This window comes from Bifidobacterium sp. LH_417 (assembly GCF_056357035.1).
On record NZ_JBKEVI010000001.1, the window covers coordinates 380428 to 403106 of the forward strand.

The following is a 22679-nucleotide window of genomic DNA, read 5'->3' on the forward strand; positions in this document are numbered from 1 at the left end:
GTCACATCCCCTTCCCGTTGTTCTTATCGGCGAGCGCGTTGAGCCAGGTGTCGAAGTCTTTGTCTTGGTTTTCGGCGAATTGGAGGTATTCCTTGTAGTCGGCGCCGCAGAACAGGAGGTGTTTCTGGTTGTTGTTGCGGTCGATGCGGTTGATGTCGTGCCAGTCCGGGCTGGCGGTTTCGGTCGGGTCGACGTATTCTTTGACGTCGCATCCGGGGCGGTCGCATTCGTATTGGGTGATGTTCGTGGTTTTGGCCATGGTGGGGTCCTTTCAGTTGGGTGTGGGGTCAGGCTTCTTCGTCGGGCCAGTCGTAGGAGCCGGCTTCGTAGGAGATGTTGGTGATGCCGTTGGCGAGTTTGACGACGATGCGGACGATGGGTGAGGTGATGCCGATGCCGGTGGTCGTGTCGTATGCTTTGGCTTTGTCATCGATGTGGAGGTCGATGTCGTCGGGGATGGTCAGGTCGATGGTGCCTTGTTTCCAGAGTTCCTTGAGTTTGTCGCGGGTTTTGTTGGAGAGGTCGGCGCCTTCGCTGGTGGTGAGTTCGTAGGTTTGCGTGATCTCCCGGTCGCCGGTGAGTGATTGCGTCTGGCTGATGGTGCCGTTGGTGGACGCGTACCAGTGGGTGATTGCGCGGGCTTTGAGTTCGCCTTTGCCGAGGCCGATGAGGTGGTTGACTTGCGTGTATGCGCGTTCGGCGGTGAAGTCGATGCGTTGGTCGCTGTCCGTGCCTTCGTAGGTGGTGGCGTTCACTGCTTCGAGGCGGCATGTGTCGCCGGTGTAGGTGAGTGCGAGGCGTGCGTCCGCGCCGGTGAGCATCATGCGCAGTCCGTCCCATGCGGTGCAGTACCGGTGGAACGTGTAGGCGTTTATGGTGATGCCGCTTGGCGTGGTGGGCACGGTGAATACGTTGGCGAGGCCGATGCGGTTGACGATGGTCTTGATGATGGTGTTGGCGTCGCCGCTTACGGTGAGTCGGTCCTGTCCCGTGTCGGGCTGGATGATCTTGCCGGCGAGGATGCCGTGCCAGGTGCGGCCGGTGTACGCGTAGTCGGCGTGGCCGTCCTGCATGTCGACCTTGACGCCGTCGATGCGTCCTCCGTATTCGGTGCCTTCCGCGCCGATGTAGCAGCCGTCGGCGAGGATGAGGCCGGGGGTGGCGTGGGTGAGTTCGAAGTCGTTGCCTTGGTCGCCGTATTGGAGGTCGAGTGTGGGGGCGACGAGTTCGCCTTGTGGGGTGCGGGTCGTGTCGGTCCAGGTTATGTCCATGGCAGTCCCGTCCTTTCGAGCCAGTATTCGATGTCGAAGCCGAAGCTTTCGTCCCAGCTGACGGTGTTGCGTCCGGGCGGGATGGTCGCGAACGCGTATTCTCCGGCCGCCTGGTTTCGGTGGAGTGCGGCGAACACGTTGGTCTTGTCGCCGTTGGCGGCGACGAGCGTGGCGGTGCGGGGCGTGCCGGTGCCGTCGATGACGAGGTATCCGCCGGAGGGGATGGTCACGTCGGCGATGATCCTGTTCGCGCCGATGATGATGGTGGGGGTGGCGGCAGGCCCGTAGATGGTGATCTTCGCGCGGGACGGCAGGGCGCTGTCGTTGTCGATGACGCCGACCTGCCGTGACGGCATGTAGTCGTACCGGTAGTCGTGCGGGTAGTCCTTGCCGGACGTGTACCGGGCGGTGCTCCGGTCGAACGACTGGGTGACGGGCTTGTGCCATACGCCGTCGAGGAGGGCGATGGTGAGGTTCACGCGGGTCAGTTGGGGGCTGACGTAGTCGGGTTCGCATCCGGTGACGAGCGCGTTCTGCCGCCACCCGTCCACGTCGAGCAGGCCGGGCGTGGCCTGCTCTTCCGTGTAGGCGCGCATGTCCGCGTCGAAGCGGGCTTCGGCCGTGTCGAGTCTTGTCTTGTCTCGGCATAGGGCGGTGACCTTGACGGTGCGGGCGGGGCGGGTGGCGGTCAGGCTCCGGTAGCCGAGGCTGATGTTCCAGCTACGGGTGCGCGGCTCCATGATCTGGCCGACCATGAGCCCGTCCGGATCGTTCAGGCTGACCGCGGTCCCGTCGGCCCGGTCGCGCGCGGCCGCGGGGATGTAGGTGAGGGATTTCACCGCAGTGCCTCCTTGGTGAGTCGTTGGAAGTCTCGTTTGCCGATGGTCGGCGCGTACGCGGCGATGGTGGGGCCTATCTCCTCGCGGAAGGCTCGCAATTCGGCGACGACGGACTGGTTGGATTCGATGAGGGCCGGGTTGGGTTGCTGGTAGAACACGGGCGCGGCTGCGATCTTCTCGCCGGGCGTGTAGCGCATCGCGTTCACCGAGTCCATGAAGCCGACGCCGTAATGGTCGACGGCCCGCGCCTTCATCATGTACTCGCCTTTGGAGTCCCAGATGAGGTTCGAGTCGGATACCTTCGAGCCGATGCCGCCCAGCAGGCCGGACGGGTAGCCGCCTCCCGCGTACTTGGGGATGCCTTTCCCGCCGATGTGCCCGCCGGCCGCGTAGCCGATGATGCCGCCGTGCGCCTTAGATTCCTTGGCGGCCACGTTCACGCTGAACACCTTGCCGAGGATGCTGTTGACCGACCCCCAGAAGCTGGACGTGTCCGCGCCCACGGAGATGGTCTTGTCCTTGATCTTCATGTTCTCCACGGCCTTCGCGGCCGCCTTGAACGGCCCGTTGTCGCCGCTGATGACACCTGTTATCGGGTCCACCTTCCAGCCGTTGGCCTCGGCGACCTTGGCGAGCAGGTCGCTGCCGTCGCCGACCAGGTAGCCGGTCTTCTGGTCGATGGTCGCGCCGTTCGCGATGGCGAGCGCGATGTCGTACTGGCTGGAGTCGAGGGTGACGGTGCCGCTCTTGTCGTCCACGGGGAGTCCGTTGACGGCGGCGATGGCCGCGATCGCGTCCTTGTTGTCGCCTCCTATCTTGACGGTGCCGTCCGGCAGGGTCTCCACGGTCACGCCCAGTTGTTGGAGTTGGCCTTCGGCGGCGCCGGTGTCGGCGTTCACGTTGACGATCTTGCTGTCGGGGACCATGCCGATGCTTTTGCCGAGTCGTTCGAATTCGTCCGCGCTCAGGCCCGCGGCCTTGGCGGCCGCTTCGGCCTGGTCGGGCATCATGCCCATGGCCTGCGCGGCTTCCTTGTACTTGTCCTTGGCGGAGTTCAGCGTGCCGTTGATCTCGTCCATGCTCGCGCCGTTCCTGGCCTGCGCTTCGGCGGCTTTCAGGGCGGTGTCGGCGATGTCGTTCAAGGCGCTTTGGTTGGCGCGTCCCTGTTCGGTGTTGAGGTCGAGGGTCTTGCCGTTCTCCTGCGCGGCCTTGGTGGCCTTGTCGAACGCGTCGTGCATGGAGATCAGCGCGTCCGACGCGCTCGTGGAGAACCCGTAGTAGGTGGACAGGGCGCTGGTGACCTCGCCCAACGCGGCGGCCTGCTCGTTGATGCCGTCGGTGGTCGCGTTGAAGTTGCCGGCGAGGATGCTGGCGGCGTCCGCCGCCTGATTGGCCGCGTCGGCGACTTCGCTCATGCCGTCGGCGGCGGTGCTGCCGGAGTTGCCGAGTTGGGCGTTGGCGTCGGCGAGCTCCTTGGTCTTCTGGTTGTTGTCGCCGATCTGCGAGGACGCCTCCTTGAGGCTGTCGCGGATGAGGTCGGATTGGGCTTTGCCGACGTTCATGCCGTGCACGTAGGTGTTGTTGGCTTCCTCGTGTTCCTTGAGGGCCTGGTTGACCTCCTTGATGGCCTGCTTGTTGCCGGCTGCGGCCTGGCTGAACGTGGCGGCGCTGATACCGCAGTCCTTCAACGCGTCGTTGAGGTTCTTCACGTCCTTGGACGAGTTCTTGAATCCGAGGTCGCCGCCCCATTCGCCCTTGATGATCGCGGTGGACAGGGCGGTGGCCGCGTCGGTGCCGGATTCCATGGCCGTGGCGAGGTTCTCCGCCTCCTGTTTGGCGGCGGCCGCCTTGGTGGCGAAGTATCCGACCGCCACTCCGGCGGCGGTCAAGGCGGCACCCCAGGGGCCTCCGAACGCGCTGAGCAGTCCCTGCCCGACGCTGGAGAGTCCTTGGGTGACTCCTTTGGTGCGGCTGACGGTGCTGCCGAACACTTCGGCCTGGCGGGTCGGGTTGGAGAAGGCGGCGCCGATCTGGGTGGCGGCCTGGGAGAAGAGGGGCGCGGCGGCCTGGAAGCGTTGCACGGGGTCGACGAGGAGGCCGAGTTGCTGGGCGGCCTTGCTGCTGGATTCGCCCAGCGGGCCGAACTGCTTGTGCAGCGCGGCGACCGCGCCGCCGGCCGCGCCGAGCACGACGACGCCCTGCTGGACGGGCGCGGGCAGGCCGCTGAACGCGTCCACGGCCTTGTCGACCGATTGGACGAGCGTGCGCAGCGGCCCGTTCGCGCCTTCGCCGATGGTGATGAGCATCGATTCGAAACTGCCGGACAGGTTCTCCAAGTCGCCTTTGAGGTTGTCGTTCTTGGCGGCGGCCTGTTCGGCCGCATACCCGCTGTCGGACACCTTCTTGGTCCACTTGTCGATACCGCTCGCGCCATCCTTGTAGAGGACGTTGGCGGCGCGGATCGCGTCCGAGCCGAAGATCGTGGCCAATGCCTGGTTGCGCTGCTCCTGCGTGAGGCCGCTCATCTTCGACTGCAGCTGGCCGGCGAGCGCGCTGAGGCCGATGAAGTTGCCTTGGGCGTCGTAGGCGTTGATGCCGAGTTCCTGCATGAGGGCGGAGGCTTTTTCGCTGGGGTTGGCCAGTGAGATGAGCATGGTCTTGAGGCTGGTGCCGGCGTCGCTGCCGGTCATGCCGGCGTAGGCGAAGGCGGTGAGTGTGCCGACGGTTTCGGTCATGCCGATGCCGAAGCTGTTGGCAACCATGCCGGATTGTTGGAGTGCGTAGCCGAGGTCGCGGGCCGAGCCTTGTGCTTTGCCGGCGCCGGCGGCGAGGGCGTCGGCGACTTGTCCGGCTTGGCTGCCGGTGAGGTTGAATTGGGCCATGGCCGAGCTCATGAGTTCGGCGGCTTCGCTGACTTGCATGCCTTCGCTGGCGGCGAGATTGAGCGCGCCGGAGAGTCCGCCGGAGAGGATGTCGGAGGTCGACATGCCGGCTTTGCCGAGTTCGTTGATGGCGTCGGCGGCTTCCATGGCGTTGTAGACGGTGTTGGCGCCTGCTTGGATGGCGGCTTGGCGGAGTTTGTCGAGTTCGCCCGCACTGGCGCCGGTGTTGGCTTGGACGGTGCTCATGGCGGCGTCGAATTGGGCGAAGGTGGTGACCGCGGCCACGCCGATCGCGGCGCTTACGGCACCGATGGCGAGTCCCGCCTTGGTGAAGCCGGCGCCGACGCGTTCGCTGGTGGTCATGGGCTTCTCCAACGCGGTGGAGAGCTTGGTCGCCTGCGCGGACGCGGCCTGCATCTTGGTCGTGTAGTTCGACGTGTCGGCCATGAGCCGGATCATGATGTTCTCGTTCAATCCGGCCATGGCCGGGCACCTCCGTCAGTCTTGCGTGATGGGTCTGGGGTTGAGGCGGGTGGTGATCGCGCCGTCCGCGTCCGGGTCGGGCGCCCCGCTGTCCCGGTAGGCGCGCAACGCCTTGTTGCGCAGGTAGGCGACGTTGCAGATCTCCACGTCGGCTCCCGCCCAACGCCGTTCGGTCTCGTCCTGGTCGTGGCAGACGCGGGTGGGGAACCCGCAGATGGGGCACAGGCCGTCCTCGTACGCCTGGAGGGCGAGCATCCACGTGCGTTCCGTCCCGTCCCATTCCGTGGGGTCGTCGTCCGCGGGCTCCCACCCGTCGAACCGTTTGAGGCTCATGCCCAGGCTCCGCGCGCATCTGAGCCGCGCGACCAGATCCGGCATGCCCTCCAACGCGGCCGCTAGTTCGCCGACCGCAGCAGCGTCAGCGTCTCTTTTGGGAGGCTCGTCGCCGGCGTGTTCAACGCCTGGATGGTCTCAAGCAGCTGCATCACCTGCGAATCGGCGAGCGCTTCGGCGAGTCGGGTGAGTTCGTCGGCGGTCATGGGGATGGTGTCGCCGTGGTGGTCGGTGACGTGGGTGGTCATGGATGTGAGGGCGAGGGCGAGGAGTTTGTTGAGGTCTTTGGTGGTGCGCCCGTTGGTGGTGAGGGTGCTGCGGGCGACGGTCTGGTTCCATTGGTTGGAGGGGAGGCCTTGGAGGGTGAGGGTGATGGTGCTGTCCTGGACTTTGGTGGTGAGGGTGGCGATCTTGTCGCGGGTGTGGTCGAGTTCGGCGCGGTGTTGGGAGGCTTCGGTTTCGGTGGTGGTCTGGGGGTTGTCGGCGAGTTCGTTGTAGTGGTTGGTTGCGTTGATGGTGTCGCGGAGGGCTGCGAGGTCGGTGATGATGTCGATCTGGGCGGTGGGGCGTGTGATGGTGGGGGTGGTCATGCGGGGCTCCTTCGGTTCTCCTTCGGGGGTGGGTCCCGCACGCGTGGAAGGAGAGGAAGCGCGCGTGCGGGACGTGTGTGGTGGGTTATGGTGTGGTGGTGAGGAGGAAGTCGTCGTAGCGGATTTGTCCGCCGTTGGCGGTGACGCGGAGGGTGGCGGTCGCGGCTCCCTCGGGGATGGGGATGGAGATGGTGTGGCGCGTCCACTTGGCATCGGCGTCTCCGGGGACGAGCATCGTCCACGCGTCGCCCTTGTCGAAGAGCATGGCGAGCGACGTGGAGCGTGTCGTGTCGTAGGAGTTGGCCATGTACGACAGGGTGAGGTTCGTCGCCTCTTGGGGCAGGGTGACGGTTTGGGTCATCGTGCCGGCGACGCGTGTCATCCATTTGCCTTCGACGGGCGCGACCCAGGCTGCGTCCGATGCGCCCACCACGTTCGCACCCGCCCATGGCGTGGCGGTTCCGGCCTCGAAACCGGGGTTGGCGAGAAGGTTCACGGGCTCAAAGGCCAATCCCCCCCCTGAACGGTCAGGGAGGCGGGAGGCTCCCACGTTTCGGGCCACTTCGCGTGCAATGCGAGCATGGGATGCAGTGTCGCGTCGAACGATCGCCCCGTGCTGTTGATCTTGCCGATGACCGTGAACCCGCAGCGGGTCGGCTGGGACAGGAGGAACCGTTGGTTGTCGCCCTTGCCCTCATCCCAGTATTGGAGGCGATTGCCTGTGTCCATGTCGATGACGACGATGTACACGCCTGTGCCGGAGTACAGTCTGGCGTCGTCGCCCATGGGACGTATCCGGTATTCGTTTGGGGGAATCGTGCCGATCTCCCAGACGACGCCTTTGCCTGCCGTGAGTGTGCCTTCCATGTGCAAGCCGGAATCGTCGGCGACGCTGCATGTCAGCCCGTTCGCGTTCTCGGCCGGCCCGTAGGCGAGCAGGTTCCTCGAGCCGGTCACGCTAAAGGGGCGGGGGAGCGTCCCCTTGCCGAGGAGTCGTGCGTTCGCTCCGCTCGTGGTGCAGTCCGCGACGGTGGCGACCTGTGCTTCCGTGCCGGAGACGGCGCCGTCCGCGGGGAACGCCGTCCATCCGGAGGCGAGGTCGCATACGGCGTCGTAGGCGACCGTGGGCGTCTTGTCCGCGTCGGTGATCATGATCCGGCGTTGCAGGCCCGCGCCGACGTCGGGCGTGACGGTGACGGTCTGACCGCCGTTACGCGCGGCGGCCGTCACCGTCAGCACGCCGAGGGTCGGCGTGGGCGTCACGCTTTTGGGGCGACGACGGCGGTCTCGTCCTGCGAGCCGGGGTCGGCGGAGAAGCTGATGGTCGACATCTGGCGCTGGTTGGCGGCGTGGGCGACCGGGGTCTTGATGCCGATGGTCACCTTGAACACGCTGACGGTCTGGCCGGCGTCGAACGCGTCGTCGGTGGGCAGACCGCGGCGGCGCACGATGTAGCCCTGGGTGCCGGCGGTGAGCTGTTCGACGGCGTCGTTGGAGGCCTTGCCGGCGCCGTCCTTGATGTTGACGTTGTCGATGACCTGGAGGGTGCCGTTCTCGTATTTCTCCTGGCCGGGGATCTGGCCGACGGCCGCGGCGCCCTCGCGGTCGTCGTCGATCATGTCCTGGCTGTGGTCGAGCTTCCAGCCGTCGGAGGTGAGCCAGTAGCTCAGGTCGAGCGGGTCGGTGGTGAGTTCGGCGACGGTCGGGGCGGTCACGTCCGCGATGGTCTTGACGAATACGGTCTTGACGCGCCCGTCCTCGAGGTGCGCGGTCACGTTGTTCGGCATGGTGGTGTCCTTTGCTGTATGCGGTCCCGCGGGGTGCGGGACGGTGATGGTCGATGTGTGCTTGTGGGTCAGGCGCCGAAGCGCCATGTGACGACGCGCATGACGAACGCCTGCCCGGTGTCGGGGCTGGTGAGTTCGCTCGCGTAGATGCCGGAGTCCTTGTCGGGCACGAGTGCGCCCATGCCGGCGGGATGCCTGCCGTCGAGCGCGTTCATGATGGTTTCGCACGCCTGGTCCACGTCCGCGGCGAACGCGGCGACGACGCGCACGTCGAGCTCCCAGACGCGGCCGGTCACGTTCACGGCCTCGCCCAGGAGGCGGGATGTCTCGTGCACGCGCCACACGATCCACGGCGGGCTGGATCCGGTGGCCACGTCCTCGTACACGCGCCAGTGGGGCAGGGCGGGGAGCATGCCGCGGACGAGGGTCTTCACGGTTCGGGAGTTCATAGGTTCGATGCCGCCTCCTTCACGTATCGCGCCGTGGCGTCCAGCTCCTCTTCGCCGTGCTCGTAGAACCGGTGGGTGCCGCCGCCCTTCGACGTGCCGAAGAACGCGATGTTGGCGAGCGAGCCCGCGCCGCCGGAGACGGGCGCGATGTCCGCCTCCACGGTGGTGCCCGTCTCCTTCATCTCGTAGGCGATGGGGATGCGGGAGATGCCCCGGTTCGACGAGCCGCGCACGTCCGCCTGCACGGCCGTCTTGATGTTCTGCGCGCCGTGCTTGACGGCCGCCGTGACCAGCAGCCGGTTGCGGCCCACGGCCTTGGACAGGCGCGCCGCGAACGCGGTGACCTCCTTCGCGTCGATGCCGATCACGCCCATGCTCACGCTCCTTCCGGGATCTCGCGCACGTTCCAGCGTCTTGCCGTCGCGTGCGTCTTCTCCGATTGGAGGTTCACGAGCCGGTAGCGCCGGCCCACGAGCGTCGGGTCGGAGGATGCGGTGCATTCGGCCACGTCCTTCTCCCTCGGCCCGGTGGCGGTGATGGGCAGGTGCAGGTAGAGCGCCCATTCGGCGACGTTGCCGCCCACGTTCGAGCTGTCGCCGGTGGCCGAGGCCTTGTCCGAGGCGACTCCGCCGGAGGTCTGCAGCCTGCCTTCGCCCTCGTAGACGGTCAGCGTGGCCGGTGCGGTCAGCCCGGTGTCCGGGTCCGCGACGGTCCGCCCCGTGTACCGGACGACGCGGAACGTGTCCGTCATGAGGGATTCGGCCATGCGCCGGCCTCGCGCCAGCAGCGTGCCCACGCTCATTTGAACACCCCCACGCTGATTCCCCGGATGCCGAAGCGTGCGCGGAGGCTGCGTCTCGTGGCCTCCGGCAGTTCGGTCGCGTCGATGACCGTGGCGGCTCCCTGCTGGTATCCGATCTGGAAGTCGTCGATGCGTTCGTACGCCTTGCCGACGTTCGCGCCGGGGCCGCCCTCCGCCTGCTGGTGGAGGCCGGCGGCGACCATGGAGCAGGCGAGCCTCACGATGTCCTCGGGCACCGGGTCGTGGCCGATGCTCATGGTCACGGTGACGGGCAGGGGGATGCCGTTCGGAGGCCCCCACATGACGTCCCGGTAGAGGCTGGAGCCGAGCAGCGTCCAGTCGTCGGTCTCCTCGCCGTCCACGAGCACGCGGCTGACCGCGTTCACGGGACGGCATGGCAGGTCGAGCTTGCGGGACGCCTCGCTGGGGATGGTCACGGTCACGTCGCACCGGCTGATGGGTCCGCCGGCGGCGTCCCGGATCGCGGACGACACCGAGGAGAGCAGCCGTCCGGCCATGTCGGCGCCGGCAGCGGAGTAGTCGACCTTGTACGCGTCGAGGTCCTTCAGGGTGGCGAGCGGTCCCATGACGGCTCCTCCCTATGTCAGCCGAGCGTGCTCGGCTGGTCGGCGGGCTGGTCTCCGGCCGCGGCCGCCGTGGTCACGGTGATGGCCGCGGTCGTGTTGTCGGTCTTGGTGAGCGTGCCGCCGGTGACCTTGCCGGACGCGTCCGTGGTCAGGGCGATGGACTTCACGCCCACGCCCGCCGCGCCCGGAGCGCCGTTGGAGCCGGCCTTGCCCGGAGCGCCCGCGGCGCCCGTGTCGCCCTTCGCGCCGGCGGTGATGCCCAGGGCGAGCACGCCGCCCGTCAGCCTGGCGGTCGGCGCGGCGCCCGCGGCGAGGCCGGTCACGGTCACGGACGTGATGGCCTGGCCGCCGCCGGACGCCTGTCCGATGGCGGCATTGAGCTCGTCCACGGTCTCGGCTGCGATGACGGCCGCGCCGGCCGCGCCCACGTAGGGGAAGTCCTCGTAGTTGCCGGCCATCACTTGCCCACCTTGAAGTGGACGGTGGCGAGCGCTTCGGGGCGGACGACCTTCGCGCCGTACAGGTGCAGGCCCTTGACGATGTCGTCGAAGCCCTTCTCCTTGCGGACGGCTTCGACCTTGGCGATCTGTTCGGCGAACGTGGTGGCGGCGTTGGTGCCGGCGATGATGACGTTGCCTTCGTCGGTGGGCGCGTTGGTGGTGCCGCCGGTGGCGGCGGGCGCGTTGTTGGACTTGAGGATGGTCATGCCGGCGGCCTCGCCGACCACGCCGTTGAGGAGCGTGGAGTGGGCGGCGTCGGTTCCGCTGATGAAGCGGTTGTCCTTGCGCAGCAGGCCGTAGAAGTCGGGGTTGACGATGACCCAGCGGCCCTGGTCGGGGACGTTCTGCTTGTCGAGGGCGGTGGCGAGGTCGACGATCGCGTCGTACGCCTTGGTGGCGGTGGCGCCGCTGATCGGGTCGAGCTTGCTTTTCGCGCCGGCGGCCATGAGGCCGGCGACGTACCGGTCGGCGAGGTCGCGCAGCTGGTAGGCGGCGTCCTGCGAGTAGGCGGCGGTGAGGTTGTTCATCGCCTGGCGCTTCTCGACGTCGTCGATCTCGAACGCGAAGTACTTGGACTGGTCGATGACGAGTTCGCCCGCGTCCTTGTCGGTCGCCTGTTCGATGGCGATGTCGGTGTGCGGCGTGTAGTCGCCGACGGTGATGTGCGCGATGCCGGTGATGTGCACGGTGTCGCCGTAGTTGGCGATGTCGCCCTCGTAGTCGCGGTTCACGGCGGAGCCGTAGACGAGGCTCTTCTGGAGTTCGGTGAGGATGTTCGCGCTCCAGATCTCGGGGATGAAGTTGGTGATGGCCATGTCGGGCCGTCCTTTCTGTCAGTCGGTTGCGAGCAGGTCCTTGAGGAGGCCCTTCCTCTGGGCGTCCACGATCTGCTGCGGTGTCATGTGGCGCAGGTCGTCTCGGGTGAGCTGGCCCGCGTGCCGGTCGCCGTCCCGCGTTCCGCTGGGCGGTTGGATGTCGGCCCCCTTGGGGGTGTTGGTCTCGGCTTTCCCGAGGTACGGTTTGTCCTTGAGCAGGCCGTCGAGCGCTTCGGTGATGGCCTGCGTGTCGGTGTCGCCGTCGTCGCCGACGGTGAACTTGGACAGGTCGAGGTAGCGCAGCGCGTCCGCCGGGTCGTTCATGCGGCCGGTGGCGGCGGCGCGGATCTCGGCCTTGAGGATGCGCTGGTTCGCGGTCCTCAACGCCTCGTCCTTGATGGCCTGCTCCTTGCGGGCGGCCTCGTATTCCTTCTCCTTGCCCTGCATCGCGGCGATCTGCTTCTCGAGCTCGTCGACCTTGTCGGCCTTCCTGTAGGCTTCGTTGAGTTTGGCTTCGAGGTCGCGGTTGACCTTGCGCTGGCCTTCGAACTTGGACTGCCAGTCGGTGTCCGGCGGCGTGGCCGGATCCTTCGGCTTGTCCTGCCCGTCGGGCTTGTCCTGCTGCTGAGCCATGCTTCTTCCTTTCGATTCGGTCGGATCATTGGGTGTATATCTGGCCGTTCGTCGCGAGCCAGCGCCGGTAGCGGCGTTCCACGTCGGCGGCGACGTCGGGGGTGAGGGGCAGGCGCGCGTCGTACGGGTTGCGGCCTTCGAGGACGGCCTGCCATTGGAGCGTCGCGGATTGGACGCGTTTCTGGGCGGCGGTCATGGTCTCGTGCCGGCCCTGCCGGTACGTGTTGTCGTGCCGCCATCGTTTGCGCCGGATGTCGGGCACGTTTTCGCGCCAGCCGTTGGGGATGATGTACCCGTTGCGTTTCAGCGCCTCGATGGTCCTGGCGCGGTCGCCGCGGGTGAGCGTGTAGATGGCGTCGGGGGTGAGCCTGCGTTTCAACGGGCGACCCGACTCTTCGGCCATCATGCGCGCCCATCCGTAGCGGCCCATGCCCTCGCTCGTGGTCATCGCCGTGTACCCGCGGCGCAGGCGCTGCATGCCTCGGCGCGCGTTGACGACCTGATGGATGTCGGCTCCGTCGCGGATGGCCTGCGCGTTCGCGGGGCCGAAGCGCCGGTCCTGCTCCTCGCGGCTCAGGGCGCGGAACGCCTCCATCGGATCGGACACCCAGCCGTGTTCCGTGGCCGTGTCCTTCCGGCAGGGCATGTGGCGGCCGTGGCAGTGCGGGTGGCGCAGGAAGCCTTCGTTGAACCGGTACCATTTGCCGGCGAGGATCATGCACCGGTCGCAGCAGGCCGCGGATTCGACGCGCACGAACCCGACCTTGGCGCGCAATGCGATGTCCGCCTGCTCGGCCTGGCGGGCCGTGTCCGTCACGGCGAGCGCCGTGAGCATCGTGAGCGTCGTCCGGCCCGCCTGCAATGCCTCGGCGATCGGGTGGCCGGTTTTGATGGCGTGCAGGGTGGCGAGCGCGGGTGTCTGGAGGTAGTCGGTGAGGGGGATGCCGCTGGGTGCCCAGCCGGTGAAGGCGGTGGGGGCGAGGAAGCCGTTGGGGGCGACGTAGTCGCCTTGTTCGGCGAGCATCATGGGGTTGGCGTCGGCGACGGTTTCGACGGCTTGGGTTTGGATGGCGGCGAGTGTGGCGGCGAGGCGGATGCTGATGGTCTTCCATGTGGCCCGGATGTCATCGGGGTTGACCTGTCGCCATGTTCTGGCCGCCGCGCGGGTCGCCGCCAGCTCCAATGTCGCGAGGCGGTGTTGGCTGTCCGCCAGCGCCTTCGATTCGACCGTCATCGGCGTCGCCTCCTATCCGCAGGGCGTTGTTCAACGCTTCGAGTTCGGGGTCGTGGGCTTCGTCGGCGCGCATGCGCATGATGCGTTCGATTTCGTCCGCGGATTGGCCCATCTGTTCGGCGATCCATTGGATGGGGAAGCCGAGCTGCTTGTATTTGAGCATCGCGTCGGCCATGAGCGTTTCGGACCGGTATTGCGGGGTGGCGAACTGTACCTTGCTGTCGGTGATGATGTCCGCCTGGTCGTCGTGGTTCTCGATGCGCATGGCGAGCGCGCACATGTCGCGGATGGGGCTTTTGAGGAAGCTGATGCGTTCCATGGTCTTGGAGACGAGGCCGGCTTCGGCGACTTCGTATCCGGTGGCGGGCACTTCGGCGTTGGTGAGGAGGTAGTGGCCGGGGGTGCGGGTTTCGGCGGCGATGTGTTCGACGGCTTTTTCGATGACGGGGATGAACGCGTTGAGGTTGGAGCTGGACCATTCGCCGATGTTGACGTTGTCGCCGGTGAATTGGTAGATGCGTTCGAGGACCTGTTTGTCGAGTTCGATGGGTTTCTCGCCGATCTGGTTGCCGTCGTGGTCGTAGACGGGTTCGACGAGGGGGTCGCCGCCCATGATGACGCGGGCGGGCAGTGATGCGAAGTCGAGGGCGTTGAGCAGGTAGGCCCAGACGATGTTGACGGTGTCCTGCATGCTTTCGACGTGTTCGATGTCGCTGATGGGGCTGTTGTCGAGGAGCATCTGGTTGCGGAATTCGCGCATGGGCACGGTGCCCCATGGGTTGGGTCGCGCGTTGCTGATGTTCCATCCGTACACGTCGGGCGGGGTGCGCTGGTCGGTGGGGTCCTCGAGGCGTCTGCGTTGCATGGCGACGATGGTCGTGGGCGTCATGAGGGTGCCGTATTCCGTGTCGTCGCCCTGTTGGATGAGGAGGCCGGCGGATGGTTGGCCGGTGCGCGGGTCGTAGAGGATGCATGCGCTGTCGGGGTGTTCGAACGTGATGCGCGCCTGTCCGGGCTTCTGCTGGGTGACGAGGATGAAGGCGCGGCCGGTGGCGGTCATCATGAGGGCGGCTTCCTGCAGGCCGCGTTCGAAGTCGTTGCGGTCGAGGCATTTCATGACGTCCGTGCCGAGCTCCTTGTCGTCGTAGGGGGTGAATCCCTTGAAGCGGATGCGTTCGACGGGGGCCTGGGCGACGGGGAGGCACCAGTTGTCGGAGAAGTCGCTGAACCTGTCCGACATGTAGCGGCGGAACTCCTTGGACGCGAAGCGGAGGCGGCCGCGCACGCCGCGCACGTAGTCGGTGTGCTTCGCGATGGCGGGGCGGCGGTATTGGATCTTGTCGGCCATGCGGTTCGCCAATGTGACGAGCTGCGCTTCGGATTCCATGGGTCATATCCTCCTTGTCGACGAGCCGGTGAGCATGTAGTTGCGTTTGCGTTGTCCCCAGCCGGCGGTGCGCGCGTCGCATGCGGCCTCGTGGGCGAGGACGCTGGTGACGGCGGCGTCTATCTTCCGGTCCTGTTTGGGTTTGCCGAGCCCGTAGCGTTCCAGCGTCTTGGATATCTTGCGGGCGTTGGCCATGTGCGTGGTGGTGATGGGGCAGCCGTCGTGGGTGATGAGCCCGTTGGCGAGGTCGGCCTCGAAGCGGCGCAGCGCCTCGTAGACGGCGCCGATGCGGCTGGATCCGCTCATGGTCCACGGCATGAACCGTTTGGGCCCGTACTTGCGGTCCCACGCCTCGATGTCCGACTCCCAGGACACCTCGTCGCGGAAGCCGGGGTCGCAGTAGGCGCGTATCACCTTGTAGCGGCGGTTGATCTCGTCCCATGCGGCGTTGACCTCGCCGCGCGGGATCCTGCCGCCCCACGTCTTCGGGTTCCAGATGGCGGGCCGTCGGTCGTCGCCGTAGCGGGGCGTGAAGATGAGGCCCTGCAGGGTCTCGGCCTTGATGCACGTCCAGTCGTCGTTCTCGGAGCCGTCGAACCCGCAGCAGATCTCGGTGCCGTCGGGCGGGTTCTCAAGCCACAGCTGATGATGCTCCCGCATACGCCTTCGCCCACGCTCCTTCGTCGAGCCATGCGCCCGCGCCCTGCACGAGACGGTTGCCGAAGAACCGTTCGGCCTGGTTGGGGTCGCGTCGCATCAATGCGGTCGCCTCGGCCTCCACGGAGTCGAGGTTCACCCACGGCGAGCCCTCGTAGACGACCTCGAGGATGCGGCGCCGCTCCCGCTTGTTGAGGAAGCTGTACGGCGCGCCGTCCTCGCGTCTCAACCGGGGGTCGAGGTCGGGGTTGCGGTAGAACACGAACACGTCGGGCGCGCCGGACTCGTACACCTGCTGCGCGTACGAGTTCTCGGCCGGATCCCACGCGTTGGTCCACGCGTGGGTGCGCCCGCCCATGCCGGCGGCGCCGCGCCGCTGCGTGTCGGCCACGTCGATCATGCCGTTCGATTTCGTGTACAGGCCGGCCTCGTCCTGCTCGGCGTCCGATATCGGGTTGCCGAGACGGCTTCGGGCGGAGCTGGTGACGATGTCGATGCGGTCGAGGTCGAGCCCGTCGTCCTCGCCGTCCGTGCCGGGCCGCAGGATGCGGATGAACGTGTCGCGCACCAGCAGCAGCCGCTTCAACGGGCCGAGCCGGATCATGGCCTTCAACGGCCGGTACGCGTTGGCGACCTGGTCCTCGCTGTTGGCGGTCAACTGTATCAACGGCGAGGGGTGCGGCCGGCCTTTCGGCTCGCCCGGCTCGTAGGGGAACTCGAAGCCGCACGGGCACCCCCAATCCGAGCACCGGTACACGTCGCCCGCCTGGGCCCACCCGTCGAAGATGACGGGCCCGGCGGCCTCGTCGGCCACGAACGCGGCCTCGGTCGGCCCCTTGCCCGTCTTCTGCGGTCCCACGGTCAGGGTCTGGCGGTAGGTGAACGCCTGGTTCAACACCATCGGGTTGTCGACGGTGACCTCCTCCGGGGGCACGTAGGCGGCGTCCTCGCGGATGCGCAGCCGGTTCGCCAACACCCAGAACTGCCAGTCCGCGAGCCGGAACGGACGGCCTCGCAGGGGGCCGTCGGGCTGCCGGCAGTGCGCGGTGATCCACGCGTCGTTCAGGTCGCCGAGCGTGGGGAAGTCCACCGTGAACTCGGCCCCCACGTCACACCGCCCTCAACCGGCGCGGATACGCGGCTTCGGGGGCCTCGTCCCGGCCCTCCATGCGCCGGTTCGCCATCTCGTCGGGCGTGATCTGCCAGCCCAATGCGGCCAGTCCGGCGGCGCTCAGGCCGATGCGGTCCGCGTAGCGGGGGATGAGGCCCCGGTCGGCGGCCGTGGCGGTGTTCTCGCCGGCCAGCACCATGAGACGGCAGTACATGGCGATGTCCCACACCAGATACGAGTACTGCGGCATGCTCCACGCCCACGCCTGCGGCGACTTCCACAGTTGCCGCCACAGGGCGAGCTCGCGCTTGCGGAACGAGCGCATCGCCTTCTCGTCCGGACCGTCCGGCCCGCTGACGCGGTAGCGGTCCAGGGGGAACGCGGGCGGCTTGCCGTCGTATCCGCCGTTCGGCAGCGACGCCAGCGTGAAGCCCGCGCGCTCCGACGTCCTCGAATGCGGGTCCTTCGCCGGACCCGAACGAAGCCTCGCGCCTCCTCTTGCCATGTTTGTTTTCACCTCCGCGAAACCGGCCTTGCGCCGGTCAGGCAAAACGTCGGAGACGCCGTTTCGGAGCCTCCCTGAAAACTTTTGAACCCCGCGCGCCTTCGAGGCACCTCACCGGCGGTCCTGGCCGGAGGCCTCCGTACCCCACCCCCCCGGGGTGGCGGCGGGGCCGCGTCGCGTCGGTTCCGGGGTGGTTTCGTGTCGTGCTTCGCGTTCGTGCATGCTTGCCCGTCGTGGCGGCGCGCGTCGCGTCGTCGCGTGTGTCGCGTCGTCGGGCGTCCGGCGTGGCGGCGTGGCGGCTAGCGTGCCCGGTGGAAGCCGCTCGGCTTGGTGCGCGCGGTCTTGCCGTCGTGGCATCGCTTGCACAGTCCGCGCCCGAACCTCGGGTCGTTCGGGTCGAGGCGCATGTCGATGAGCTCGACGCGCTCGTACGGGTAGTGGTCGGCTATCGTGCTCGGCTTGCCGCACAGTCCCGCGTGGTGGCCGCACCCTCCCAGGGCGGGGTCTCCGGGACAGGTGCAGTAGGGGTCTCGCGCGAGGACGCGGCGTCGGAACGTTTGGTGGCCCCGCGTGTTGTACGGGTTCCGCCCACGGGTGCGACGCCGGTCCTGCTGCCTGCGCCGGCACGCGTCGCATTTGCGGGCCGGGGACCGGACGAGGTCGGGGCATCCGGGAGTGGAGCATACCCGCCATCCCATACGCCCCACCTCCCGGAACCATTGGAATACATCGGCGTGCCGCACTACCCAGACTTGCATATCTACAGTCACTGCGTTACTATAGATATGTCGGCAAAGAAGACCGGCGACAACTCAACAGTGAAAGGATCGACACGGGATGACACCCGAGTGGATCACGGCGATAGCGGCGATCATTACCGCGGCCTGCGGATTCGGAGGACTCCTCTTCGAAATCCTCAAATGGCTGACCGAGCGCCACGATCGCAAGCCCAAGCACCAAGCCGAACGCAAGTCCGGCCCCAAGCACAAGGGCTGAAAACGAGGGGTTCCAGATGCCGGTAACATCCAGAACCCCTCCCACTCATCATCCCGCAAAACACCATGAAAAGCAAGATATGGGGCATCACGGGACTCGCTACGGGCCTGTGCGCCGCAGCCAGCGCATGCGCGGGCTTCGCGCCGTGGATCACGGCCCTGCTCGCCATCGCCGCAGGCATCGACTGCCTCACGCTCGGCCTGTTCGGAGGCCATGATGACGACTGAATACCTCGGCGTCAAACAGGTCGCCGAACGCCTCGGCATCACCAGCGGCGGCCTGCTCAACCTCAAACTGCCCGAACCCGACGTGAGAATCGGCAAAACCCGCGGCTGGTCAATCGAGACCATCGACACATGGAACGCCGCCCGCCCCGGCCGAGGCGTCGGCGGCGGCCGCCCACGCAAGAACAAGACCAACAAGTAGAACCAGCACGGCGCTCGCCGACGGAAACGAACATCGTCGGCGAGCGCCGTGCTTGTGTGAGTGGGGGAAGTGTGTCGTGTGTCATCATGCCTTCGTGGCATACGTATGACCACTGTAGACATATGTTCGACGACAGTCGGGGGTTTGTCAAATCGAGGGTGTCGGTGATGGTGGGTTTCGGCGGGTTGCCGTGGTTTTTCGGCGGGCGTGCTCGTAGCCGGCGTTGCGTTGTTTGGCGGCCCATACGTCCCAGATGAGGTAGACGGGCGCGGTGCCGTCGTGGCCGATGGGGTGGATGACGCCGCGGCGTCCCCATGTGCCGATGGTCTTGGCCTTGATCTGGATGCCCCACGGGGCGAGCAATCGTGACAGCTGAGTGGGTGTACCTTTGACGCCGCGCGCGTGGAGGCGTTGCATGGCGAGCGTGTGCAGGTCCTTGATGCGCCACGTCATGCCGCACTGCGGGCAGGGCACGTAGCCGCCGGCGATCTCCCGCTCGTCGCAACGCAGCTCGCGCACGCACCGCGGACACCATCCGACCATGCGCGTCCCCTCCGGCGGATACAGCAGGAGGCGCGCCCGCTCCACGAGATCACGCGCATTGGCGGCGAGCGCGGCCAGCGTCCCGCCGTCGAGCGAGGCGAGGCGTGCCCGGTTGGCGAGCGCGCCTTTGAGCAGGTCGCGCGCGTCCATGTCTCTCGTGGGGTGCAGGTCGAGCAGGCGGACGAGCCATCGCGCGGTGGACGTGATGTCGTCGAGCAGCTGCCACGCGCCGAGATTGATGGGTAGGGGCGCGCTCGCCATCGACGCGCGGCCGCCGCGCGGGTCGCTGACATTGGCTTGCTTGGTGGCGAGCAGGTCGAGGGGCTGCCAGAGGGTGCGCAGGCTGGTCAGGTCGTCGATGAGGTGGGTGGGTGTGGTCAAGGCGAAACCCTCCATTCGAACAGGTGTACTATGGGTGCTGGTTCATGGCACGCCCTCCATTCCCGTCCGGGGGTGGAGGGTTTCGCTTTTATGCACTTTTATGCACTTTTATGCACGCGACTACGCGTTTATCCGGCTTTATGCACGCGACTACACGTCAGTCGAAGAGCGGCGGCGGCTCTTGGAAGTCGGGGCGCTTCGACGGTACGGGGCCGGGCGTGGTGCGTCTGATGAGGTCGCGCACCTGCATGACGGGCAATTGGAGCTGGCGGGCGATCTCCGACGGCGTCAGCCCGTCCCGGTGATGCTTGAGGATCCTCTTGACGGTCAGCCGATTCACTGCGTGTCCTCCTTGCCGAGCAGGCGGGCGGCGAGCGCGTCCAGGGTCTCCCCGTCCGGCTCGTCGTCGTCCCGCGTCCTGTGGGTGATGGTCAGGTCGAGCGCGTCCAGGGCGCAGGAGAGCCGCCATGCAAGCTCGGCCACGTCGCCTTGCGGCGCGGGCGGTTGGACGATCATGGTCTGGTGGATGTCCGTGAGACCGCCCTGCGATGCCGGCGTGTGCTCGTCCTGCCAGCGGCGCGTGGAGCGGACGCGCTCGCGGATGGTGGAGATGGAGACTCCGTACCGGTAGCTCAGGCTCGCGATGGTCGCGCCGTGCTCATAGGCGAGCCTGATCGCCCCTGTCTGCTCGTCGGTCAATCTTCGCCGGGTCATGACAGTCTCCCGGTCATGTCATCGATGGTCTGGCAGTCGATCGCGTCGATATGGTCGCCGGTGCGCACGACCAGGCACCAGCGTTTGACGTCGCCTGTCACGACACGCTCCTGCGTGACCTGCTGGCGCGGCTCGGGCGTGGTCAGGCTCATGACGGTCAGGCCGATGACGCCGGCCAGCAGCGTGGCCAGGACGATCGTGATGACGATGGCCATGAGGCCTATCGTGGATTCGACGCTCCAATCGCGAAGTGGCCTGAATCTCATTGCGCTCCTCCGATCTGGACGCGCGTGTAGGGGCCGAACTCGGCCATCTCGTCGGCTTCGAGCGTGCCGAGTTCGGTCAGCCAGTCGCCGTCCTGGTCGTGCAGCCACTGGCCGCGGTGTCCGTCCCACAGGATGATGCGGCCGTCGGGGGCGCGCCACAGGCCGGGCTCGTGCGGGGTCTCCAGCTCGTCGCCCTCCATGCCGAGGTCTCGGGGCGTGAGCTTGATGGTGACGGTGCCGCCGGCGTTGAAAGCGGTCTTGATGATTTCGGTGATGTTGTTGGTGCTCATTGCTGGTGTCCTTTCTTGTCGTGCCAGGCGTATTGGGGGCGTTGGTCGAGGATCCATAGGTGGCGGATGTTGGCCGCGTTGACGAGGTCCTTCTTGGGCGGGTATATTTCGACGGCCCACACGTCGCCGACGGTCTCCTGTTTGACGCGTTGCAGCTCATCCCATGTGATCCCGTCCTTCCACCGCCCGTTGAGGTCGACCTCGACGCGGTTCACGCTCAACCGCAGGAACCCGTTGCGGTCCTTGTAGAGCTGGGCAAAGTAGTCTCGCGACCTCCAGACCTTCAACGGCGCGGAATGGCGGGCCACGGTGCGCATGAAGGTCCTCTGCTCGTCGGTCACGGGCTGCTCCTTCATATGCCGAGAGATGACGCCACTCATTCGGTGTCCTCCTTGTCGGTGTGTGCGGTGATCTCGATGACGTGCCAGGTCAGATGACACAGGTGGTCGACGAGCATCCCCAGCCAGACGGCGAGGCACAGGCCGCTCACGACGGCGAGCGCCCAATGGTGGAGTGCCGTCGCCCAGCCGGTCCAGAAGCCGGCCAGGACGATCCACGCGAGATCCAGCCACGTGCGACGCAGGTCAGGCCGGTCACCCCGCTCGTAGTGGACATGATTGACGCTGGGATTGCTCATGATGATTGCTCCTTGCTCTGGTGGATTTTGAGGATGCGCCGGCATGTGCCGCACAATCCCCGTTCGTCGACGTGGCGCGTGCGGCGTTCGCAGCGCGCGCACTGGGGCAGCTGCTGTTTGGCGTGCGCCCGGCAGCGGCCGCATAGTCCGTCCTCGCGTCTGACGCATCGGCTCCCGCAGTGCGAGCAGGTGGCCGTGACGGTCACGTGCCGGCGTTGCCGGCAGCGGCGGCACAATCCGGTCGCGGTCGGCGGGCACGATTGGCCGCAGTCCGCGCACTCCATCCGCTCGACCCGCGCCGGCATGACCGGCTCCCGACGCCACACGCTCACCTCCGGCTGCTCCACGCACCAGACGACCTCCGCCTTGGTCAGCACATTGGCCGACGGAGGCACGTCGGCCGTGCCCTTGCCCGCGCTCCGCCCATACGTGCCCGCGCCGACCGCGTGCGCCGAATTCGGCCGCCTCATCGCCCCGTCTCCTCCCGACGCCGCGGCACATAGCCATGACGGCGCTCGCCGATGATGTCGTGGAGGATGGCGGCGAGCGCGATGGTGGCTCCGATGGTGAGTGCGATGGCGGTGCCGGTGAGGATGCGTATGCCGGTGATCAGGATGGTGATGGCTGTGGTGTTCATGCCTGTGCCTCGGTGTCGGTGTGGTCGGCGGGGGTGACGAGTGTCTGCGCGTGCTGCCAGAAGGTGATGTCGTGTGTGAGGCAGTCGTCGACGCGGTGGCGGGCCGTGTGGTCCTGGTCGGTGTGGTGGCCTCGGGTGGTGAGGAGTGCGCGCACGGTGGTCATGTCCACGCTGCGGTAGTGGAGGAGGCGGCTGACCGGGATGGGGCCTTCGCCCGTGCCGTGGATGGAGCAGAAGGCGTCGAGCTTGGGCAGGTCGAAGTGTTGGATGTTGGTGCCGGCCGCGTGGAGCCGGTATTTGGCGGCGAGGTCGCGGGTGAAGTCGATGACGTCTTCGGCGAGGTCGTTCGGGTCGAGGCCGGAGAGCAGGCACTCGTCGATCAGGCCGTTGGCGTAGTGCATGCCGATGGCGCCGGGCTCGAAGACGATGCCCATGTCCGGTTTGAGGTGGCGGACGGCCGTGAAGCGGGCGACCTCCTCCGTGCCGTCCATGCTGGTGCAGCGCAGGCCGATTTCGAGGATGTCCGCGGCCGGGTCGATGCCGGTGGTCTCCACGTCCATCCACAGGAGCATGTCGGGTTTGGGCGTGGGGATGGGGCGGCCGCCGACGGTGATCGTGTGCGCGGTGGCGGTGGTGGTCATTTGGTGTCCTTTCGGGGTTTGAGGGCTTGGACGATGGCGGCCGCGATGAGGTTCTTCTCGCGGCTGTTGAATCCTTGGGGGATGATGATGGTTCGTCCGTCGATGGGGTCGTGGGGGTCGATGAGCAGGCTGACCGTGGTGGGTCCGTCGCCGGTCGGCGCGAAGTCGACCTGGTCGAGGGTGCCGGGCAGGACGCGCACGAGATCGTGCACGGGGAGCGTGGGCGGGCTGTCCGGCGGCTCGTCCGTCGGGGTGTCGTAGCCGAATATGCTGTCGCTCATGG

The 22679-nt window shown here is 67.0% G+C and carries 36 protein-coding genes; 3 read left to right on the forward strand and 33 right to left on the reverse strand.

All coding sequences use genetic code 11. From position 1 onward, the window contains the following. Window position 1: 1 nt before the first annotated feature. From AC1AYR_RS01465 to AC1AYR_RS01570, 22 genes are all read right to left on the reverse strand, one after another. A complete protein-coding gene (locus AC1AYR_RS01465; RefSeq protein ID WP_476510969.1) occupies window positions 2-259 on the reverse strand; it encodes a hypothetical protein in 258 nt (85 codons plus the stop codon). 28 nt (window positions 260-287) lie between these two features. Continuing rightward, window positions 288-1271: a hypothetical protein gene (locus AC1AYR_RS01470; protein WP_476510968.1), complete on the reverse strand. Its 984-nt coding sequence runs from the start codon at window positions 1269-1271 to the stop codon at window positions 288-290. Further along, the gene (locus tag AC1AYR_RS01475) at window positions 1262-2110 is read right to left on the reverse strand and encodes a hypothetical protein (RefSeq protein WP_476510967.1); all 849 of its coding nucleotides are present in this window, start codon (window positions 2108-2110) and stop codon (window positions 1262-1264) included. Before AC1AYR_RS01475 ends, AC1AYR_RS01470 begins: the two co-directional genes overlap by 10 nt. After that, window positions 2107-5475 (reverse strand): phage tail tape measure protein, encoded by a 3369-nt coding sequence (locus AC1AYR_RS01480; RefSeq protein WP_476555119.1) that lies wholly within the window; start codon window positions 5473-5475, stop codon window positions 2107-2109. Before AC1AYR_RS01480 ends, AC1AYR_RS01475 begins: the two co-directional genes overlap by 4 nt. A gap of 15 nt (window positions 5476-5490) precedes the next feature. Beyond that, window positions 5491-5853: a hypothetical protein gene (locus AC1AYR_RS01485; RefSeq protein ID WP_476510965.1), complete on the reverse strand. Its 363-nt coding sequence runs from the start codon at window positions 5851-5853 to the stop codon at window positions 5491-5493. Window positions 5854-5870: 17 nt separating this feature from the next. Then, a complete protein-coding gene (locus AC1AYR_RS01490) occupies window positions 5871-6398 on the reverse strand; it encodes a hypothetical protein (RefSeq protein WP_476510964.1) in 528 nt (175 codons plus the stop codon). Between the two features lie 85 nt (window positions 6399-6483). Beyond that, a complete protein-coding gene (locus AC1AYR_RS01495; RefSeq protein ID WP_476555120.1) occupies window positions 6484-6894 on the reverse strand; it encodes a hypothetical protein in 411 nt (136 codons plus the stop codon). Beyond that, a complete protein-coding gene (locus AC1AYR_RS01500; RefSeq protein ID WP_476555121.1) occupies window positions 6891-7661 on the reverse strand; it encodes a hypothetical protein in 771 nt (256 codons plus the stop codon). Before AC1AYR_RS01500 ends, AC1AYR_RS01495 begins: the two co-directional genes overlap by 4 nt. Continuing rightward, on the reverse strand, window positions 7658-8185 hold the full coding sequence (locus tag AC1AYR_RS01505; RefSeq protein WP_476510962.1) for a phage tail tube protein: 528 nt from the start codon (window positions 8183-8185) through the stop codon (window positions 7658-7660). Before AC1AYR_RS01505 ends, AC1AYR_RS01500 begins: the two co-directional genes overlap by 4 nt. A gap of 68 nt (window positions 8186-8253) precedes the next feature. Further along, on the reverse strand, window positions 8254-8634 hold the full coding sequence (gp17, locus tag AC1AYR_RS01510; protein WP_476510961.1) for a tail completion protein gp17: 381 nt from the start codon (window positions 8632-8634) through the stop codon (window positions 8254-8256). Continuing rightward, window positions 8631-9008, reverse strand: coding sequence for a hypothetical protein (locus AC1AYR_RS01515; protein ID WP_476510960.1), 378 nt, complete (start codon window positions 9006-9008; stop codon window positions 8631-8633). Before AC1AYR_RS01515 ends, gp17 begins: the two co-directional genes overlap by 4 nt. A gap of 2 nt (window positions 9009-9010) precedes the next feature. After that, entirely contained in the window at window positions 9011-9436 is a 426-nt protein-coding gene (locus AC1AYR_RS01520; RefSeq protein WP_476510959.1) for a DUF6093 family protein, read from the reverse strand. Beyond that, window positions 9433-10023 carry a hypothetical protein gene (locus AC1AYR_RS01525; RefSeq protein ID WP_476510958.1) on the reverse strand — a complete coding sequence of 197 codons (591 nt, stop codon included), beginning with the start codon at window positions 10021-10023 and terminating at the stop codon, window positions 9433-9435. Before AC1AYR_RS01525 ends, AC1AYR_RS01520 begins: the two co-directional genes overlap by 4 nt. Before the next feature lie 17 nt (window positions 10024-10040). Further along, window positions 10041-10481, reverse strand: a complete 441-nt coding sequence (locus tag AC1AYR_RS01530; RefSeq protein ID WP_476510957.1) for a hypothetical protein — start codon at window positions 10479-10481, stop codon at window positions 10041-10043. Continuing rightward, the gene (locus AC1AYR_RS01535) at window positions 10481-11338 is read right to left on the reverse strand and encodes a major capsid protein (protein ID WP_476510956.1); all 858 of its coding nucleotides are present in this window, start codon (window positions 11336-11338) and stop codon (window positions 10481-10483) included. The genes AC1AYR_RS01530 and AC1AYR_RS01535 overlap by 1 nt, the downstream gene beginning before the upstream one ends. Window positions 11339-11356: 18 nt before the next feature. Beyond that, entirely contained in the window at window positions 11357-11971 is a 615-nt protein-coding gene (locus AC1AYR_RS01540) for a hypothetical protein (RefSeq protein ID WP_476510955.1), read from the reverse strand. A 25-nt stretch (window positions 11972-11996) separates the two neighbouring features. After that, a complete protein-coding gene (locus AC1AYR_RS01545) occupies window positions 11997-13205 on the reverse strand; it encodes a hypothetical protein (RefSeq protein ID WP_476510954.1) in 1209 nt (402 codons plus the stop codon). Continuing rightward, the gene (locus AC1AYR_RS01550) at window positions 13096-14592 is read right to left on the reverse strand and encodes a phage portal protein (protein ID WP_476510953.1); all 1497 of its coding nucleotides are present in this window, start codon (window positions 14590-14592) and stop codon (window positions 13096-13098) included. Before AC1AYR_RS01550 ends, AC1AYR_RS01545 begins: the two co-directional genes overlap by 110 nt. Window positions 14593-14595: 3 nt before the next feature. After that, a complete protein-coding gene (locus AC1AYR_RS01555) occupies window positions 14596-15252 on the reverse strand; it encodes a terminase (protein ID WP_476510952.1) in 657 nt (218 codons plus the stop codon). Then, window positions 15224-16357, reverse strand: a complete 1134-nt coding sequence (locus AC1AYR_RS01560) for a terminase (protein ID WP_476510951.1) — start codon at window positions 16355-16357, stop codon at window positions 15224-15226. The genes AC1AYR_RS01555 and AC1AYR_RS01560 overlap by 29 nt, the downstream gene beginning before the upstream one ends. A gap of 1 nt (window position 16358) precedes the next feature. Next, entirely contained in the window at window positions 16359-16865 is a 507-nt protein-coding gene (locus AC1AYR_RS01565; RefSeq protein ID WP_476510950.1) for a hypothetical protein, read from the reverse strand. Window positions 16866-17164: 299 nt separating this feature from the next. Then, entirely contained in the window at window positions 17165-17563 is a 399-nt protein-coding gene (locus AC1AYR_RS01570) for a hypothetical protein (RefSeq protein ID WP_476510949.1), read from the reverse strand. Window positions 17564-17702: 139 nt separating this feature from the next. Here AC1AYR_RS01570 and AC1AYR_RS01575 point away from each other — a divergent pair, with 139 nt between their 5' ends. The 3 genes from AC1AYR_RS01575 (at window position 17703) to AC1AYR_RS01585 (ending at window position 18287) form a co-directional block, all read left to right on the forward strand. Then, a complete protein-coding gene (locus tag AC1AYR_RS01575; RefSeq protein WP_476510948.1) occupies window positions 17703-17861 on the forward strand; it encodes a hypothetical protein in 159 nt (52 codons plus the stop codon). A gap of 65 nt (window positions 17862-17926) precedes the next feature. Further along, window positions 17927-18088: a hypothetical protein gene (locus tag AC1AYR_RS01580; RefSeq protein ID WP_476510947.1), complete on the forward strand. Its 162-nt coding sequence runs from the start codon at window positions 17927-17929 to the stop codon at window positions 18086-18088. Beyond that, the gene (locus AC1AYR_RS01585; protein WP_476510946.1) at window positions 18078-18287 is read left to right on the forward strand and encodes a hypothetical protein; all 210 of its coding nucleotides are present in this window, start codon (window positions 18078-18080) and stop codon (window positions 18285-18287) included. Before AC1AYR_RS01580 ends, AC1AYR_RS01585 begins: the two co-directional genes overlap by 11 nt. A 147-nt stretch (window positions 18288-18434) precedes the next feature. Here the strand turns inward: AC1AYR_RS01585 and AC1AYR_RS01590 are convergent, their stop codons facing one another. The 11 genes from AC1AYR_RS01590 to AC1AYR_RS01640 form a co-directional block, all read right to left on the reverse strand. Next, entirely contained in the window at window positions 18435-19211 is a 777-nt protein-coding gene (locus tag AC1AYR_RS01590) for a hypothetical protein (RefSeq protein ID WP_476510945.1), read from the reverse strand. 157 nt (window positions 19212-19368) lie between these two features. Then, window positions 19369-19551, reverse strand: a complete 183-nt coding sequence (locus AC1AYR_RS01595; protein ID WP_476510944.1) for a helix-turn-helix domain-containing protein — start codon at window positions 19549-19551, stop codon at window positions 19369-19371. Beyond that, on the reverse strand, window positions 19548-19925 hold the full coding sequence (locus AC1AYR_RS01600; RefSeq protein ID WP_476510943.1) for a hypothetical protein: 378 nt from the start codon (window positions 19923-19925) through the stop codon (window positions 19548-19550). Before AC1AYR_RS01600 ends, AC1AYR_RS01595 begins: the two co-directional genes overlap by 4 nt. Then, window positions 19922-20191, reverse strand: coding sequence for a tight junction protein ZO-3 (locus AC1AYR_RS01605; RefSeq protein ID WP_476510942.1), 270 nt, complete (start codon window positions 20189-20191; stop codon window positions 19922-19924). The genes AC1AYR_RS01600 and AC1AYR_RS01605 overlap by 4 nt, the downstream gene beginning before the upstream one ends. Next, on the reverse strand, window positions 20188-20481 hold the full coding sequence (locus AC1AYR_RS01610; RefSeq protein WP_476510941.1) for a hypothetical protein: 294 nt from the start codon (window positions 20479-20481) through the stop codon (window positions 20188-20190). Before AC1AYR_RS01610 ends, AC1AYR_RS01605 begins: the two co-directional genes overlap by 4 nt. Beyond that, on the reverse strand, window positions 20478-20861 hold the full coding sequence (locus AC1AYR_RS01615; RefSeq protein WP_476510940.1) for a DUF7694 domain-containing protein: 384 nt from the start codon (window positions 20859-20861) through the stop codon (window positions 20478-20480). The genes AC1AYR_RS01610 and AC1AYR_RS01615 overlap by 4 nt, the downstream gene beginning before the upstream one ends. Then, window positions 20858-21118 carry a hypothetical protein gene (locus AC1AYR_RS01620; RefSeq protein ID WP_476510939.1) on the reverse strand — a complete coding sequence of 87 codons (261 nt, stop codon included), beginning with the start codon at window positions 21116-21118 and terminating at the stop codon, window positions 20858-20860. Before AC1AYR_RS01620 ends, AC1AYR_RS01615 begins: the two co-directional genes overlap by 4 nt. Continuing rightward, window positions 21115-21588, reverse strand: a complete 474-nt coding sequence (locus AC1AYR_RS01625; protein WP_476510938.1) for a hypothetical protein — start codon at window positions 21586-21588, stop codon at window positions 21115-21117. The genes AC1AYR_RS01620 and AC1AYR_RS01625 overlap by 4 nt, the downstream gene beginning before the upstream one ends. Beyond that, the gene (locus AC1AYR_RS01630; RefSeq protein WP_476510937.1) at window positions 21585-21755 is read right to left on the reverse strand and encodes a hypothetical protein; all 171 of its coding nucleotides are present in this window, start codon (window positions 21753-21755) and stop codon (window positions 21585-21587) included. Before AC1AYR_RS01630 ends, AC1AYR_RS01625 begins: the two co-directional genes overlap by 4 nt. Beyond that, entirely contained in the window at window positions 21752-22396 is a 645-nt protein-coding gene (locus AC1AYR_RS01635; protein WP_476510936.1) for a 3'-5' exonuclease family protein, read from the reverse strand. Before AC1AYR_RS01635 ends, AC1AYR_RS01630 begins: the two co-directional genes overlap by 4 nt. Then, the gene (locus AC1AYR_RS01640; RefSeq protein WP_476510935.1) at window positions 22393-22677 is read right to left on the reverse strand and encodes a hypothetical protein; all 285 of its coding nucleotides are present in this window, start codon (window positions 22675-22677) and stop codon (window positions 22393-22395) included. The genes AC1AYR_RS01635 and AC1AYR_RS01640 overlap by 4 nt, the downstream gene beginning before the upstream one ends. Window positions 22678-22679: the final 2 nt, after the last annotated feature.

Bases quoted from the DNA above. Each gene is read 5' to 3' on its own strand.
- AC1AYR_RS01465 (WP_476510969.1), bottom strand. From the start codon at position 259: ATGGCCAAAACCACGAACATCACCCAATACGAATGCGACCGCCCCGGA.
- AC1AYR_RS01470 (WP_476510968.1), bottom strand. From the start codon at position 1,271: ATGGACATAACCTGGACCGACACGACCCGCACCCCACAAGGCGAACTC.
- AC1AYR_RS01480 (WP_476555119.1), bottom strand. From the start codon at position 5,475: ATGGCCGGATTGAACGAGAACATCATGATCCGGCTCATGGCCGACACG.
- AC1AYR_RS01485 (WP_476510965.1), bottom strand. From the start codon at position 5,853: ATGCCGGATCTGGTCGCGCGGCTCAGATGCGCGCGGAGCCTGGGCATG.
- AC1AYR_RS01490 (WP_476510964.1), bottom strand. From the start codon at position 6,398: ATGACCACCCCCACCATCACACGCCCCACCGCCCAGATCGACATCATC.
- AC1AYR_RS01505 (WP_476510962.1), bottom strand. From the start codon at position 8,185: ATGCCGAACAACGTGACCGCGCACCTCGAGGACGGGCGCGTCAAGACC.
- gp17 (WP_476510961.1), bottom strand. From the start codon at position 8,634: ATGAACTCCCGAACCGTGAAGACCCTCGTCCGCGGCATGCTCCCCGCC.
- AC1AYR_RS01515 (WP_476510960.1), bottom strand. From the start codon at position 9,008: ATGGGCGTGATCGGCATCGACGCGAAGGAGGTCACCGCGTTCGCGGCG.
- AC1AYR_RS01520 (WP_476510959.1), bottom strand. From the start codon at position 9,436: ATGAGCGTGGGCACGCTGCTGGCGCGAGGCCGGCGCATGGCCGAATCC.
- AC1AYR_RS01525 (WP_476510958.1), bottom strand. From the start codon at position 10,023: ATGGGACCGCTCGCCACCCTGAAGGACCTCGACGCGTACAAGGTCGAC.
- AC1AYR_RS01530 (WP_476510957.1), bottom strand. From the start codon at position 10,481: ATGGCCGGCAACTACGAGGACTTCCCCTACGTGGGCGCGGCCGGCGCG.
- AC1AYR_RS01535 (WP_476510956.1), bottom strand. From the start codon at position 11,338: ATGGCCATCACCAACTTCATCCCCGAGATCTGGAGCGCGAACATCCTC.
- AC1AYR_RS01540 (WP_476510955.1), bottom strand. From the start codon at position 11,971: ATGGCTCAGCAGCAGGACAAGCCCGACGGGCAGGACAAGCCGAAGGAT.
- AC1AYR_RS01545 (WP_476510954.1), bottom strand. From the start codon at position 13,205: ATGACGGTCGAATCGAAGGCGCTGGCGGACAGCCAACACCGCCTCGCG.
- AC1AYR_RS01550 (WP_476510953.1), bottom strand. From the start codon at position 14,592: ATGGAATCCGAAGCGCAGCTCGTCACATTGGCGAACCGCATGGCCGAC.
- AC1AYR_RS01555 (WP_476510952.1), bottom strand. From the start codon at position 15,252: ATGCGGGAGCATCATCAGCTGTGGCTTGAGAACCCGCCCGACGGCACC.
- AC1AYR_RS01565 (WP_476510950.1), bottom strand. From the start codon at position 16,865: ATGGCAAGAGGAGGCGCGAGGCTTCGTTCGGGTCCGGCGAAGGACCCG.
- AC1AYR_RS01570 (WP_476510949.1), bottom strand. From the start codon at position 17,563: ATGGGATGGCGGGTATGCTCCACTCCCGGATGCCCCGACCTCGTCCGG.
- AC1AYR_RS01575 (WP_476510948.1), top strand. From the start codon at position 17,703: ATGACACCCGAGTGGATCACGGCGATAGCGGCGATCATTACCGCGGCC.
- AC1AYR_RS01580 (WP_476510947.1), top strand. From the start codon at position 17,927: ATGAAAAGCAAGATATGGGGCATCACGGGACTCGCTACGGGCCTGTGC.
- AC1AYR_RS01585 (WP_476510946.1), top strand. From the start codon at position 18,078: ATGACGACTGAATACCTCGGCGTCAAACAGGTCGCCGAACGCCTCGGC.
- AC1AYR_RS01600 (WP_476510943.1), bottom strand. From the start codon at position 19,925: ATGACCCGGCGAAGATTGACCGACGAGCAGACAGGGGCGATCAGGCTC.
- AC1AYR_RS01605 (WP_476510942.1), bottom strand. From the start codon at position 20,191: ATGAGATTCAGGCCACTTCGCGATTGGAGCGTCGAATCCACGATAGGC.
- AC1AYR_RS01610 (WP_476510941.1), bottom strand. From the start codon at position 20,481: ATGAGCACCAACAACATCACCGAAATCATCAAGACCGCTTTCAACGCC.
- AC1AYR_RS01615 (WP_476510940.1), bottom strand. From the start codon at position 20,861: ATGAGTGGCGTCATCTCTCGGCATATGAAGGAGCAGCCCGTGACCGAC.
- AC1AYR_RS01620 (WP_476510939.1), bottom strand. From the start codon at position 21,118: ATGAGCAATCCCAGCGTCAATCATGTCCACTACGAGCGGGGTGACCGG.
- AC1AYR_RS01625 (WP_476510938.1), bottom strand. From the start codon at position 21,588: ATGAGGCGGCCGAATTCGGCGCACGCGGTCGGCGCGGGCACGTATGGG.
- AC1AYR_RS01630 (WP_476510937.1), bottom strand. From the start codon at position 21,755: ATGAACACCACAGCCATCACCATCCTGATCACCGGCATACGCATCCTC.
- AC1AYR_RS01635 (WP_476510936.1), bottom strand. From the start codon at position 22,396: ATGACCACCACCGCCACCGCGCACACGATCACCGTCGGCGGCCGCCCC.
- AC1AYR_RS01640 (WP_476510935.1), bottom strand. From the start codon at position 22,677: ATGAGCGACAGCATATTCGGCTACGACACCCCGACGGACGAGCCGCCG.